The organism is Mesorhizobium sp. M2A.F.Ca.ET.037.01.1.1 (assembly GCF_003998075.1).
Taxonomy (GTDB): Bacteria; Pseudomonadota; Alphaproteobacteria; order Rhizobiales; family Rhizobiaceae; genus Mesorhizobium.
In genome coordinates, this window is the sequence record NZ_RZSA01001742.1 from 1 (window position 1) to 530 (window position 530).

The following is a 530-nucleotide window of genomic DNA, read 5'->3' on the forward strand; positions in this document are numbered from 1 at the left end:
GTTCTGACCAGCCCAACCCAGCGGCCAATGCGGCCACCGCGTCTCGCGCAGTCTCTGGATGGGTTGCATATTGTTCGAAAGCTGCCAAATCAAAAACCGCGAGCAAGTCGGTCACGCGGTCGCTAGGTTGGCCGCTGCCGTGGCGCTGTTCGCGCGTACCGGTGATAACCGCGAACCCACGCCGCGATTGGCGCGGCAATCCAGTGAGATTGCGGGCGAACTCGTCGATCGCTGCCTCAGCCGCTGTACCCTGCCCCAAGCTGGCGCTGGTCAAGATGAAGCGCACGCGTTCCCGCGGTACATCAAGACGTGCGAGCAAGCGTCTGATCAGCAGTGCAACCTCCGCACCGCCAGCGCCCCGATACATGTGCGCCTCATCCAGTACCAGAATCAGCTCATTGGCGCTGTCAGCGTGCAGCCACTCCTTCGTCTGCCGGAAAATGGACCTCTCGATCGGCCGCATCAGCATGTATTCGAGCATCGAGTAGTTGGTGATAAGGATATCCGGGCATGCCCGCTGGGTTTCATCG

General features: G+C 61.1%; 1 protein-coding gene. It reads right to left on the reverse strand.

What is annotated here, in order from left to right:
- On the reverse strand, positions 1–530 hold a 530-nt coding region (locus EOA27_RS41355; protein ID WP_189562442.1), incomplete at both ends, for a hypothetical protein.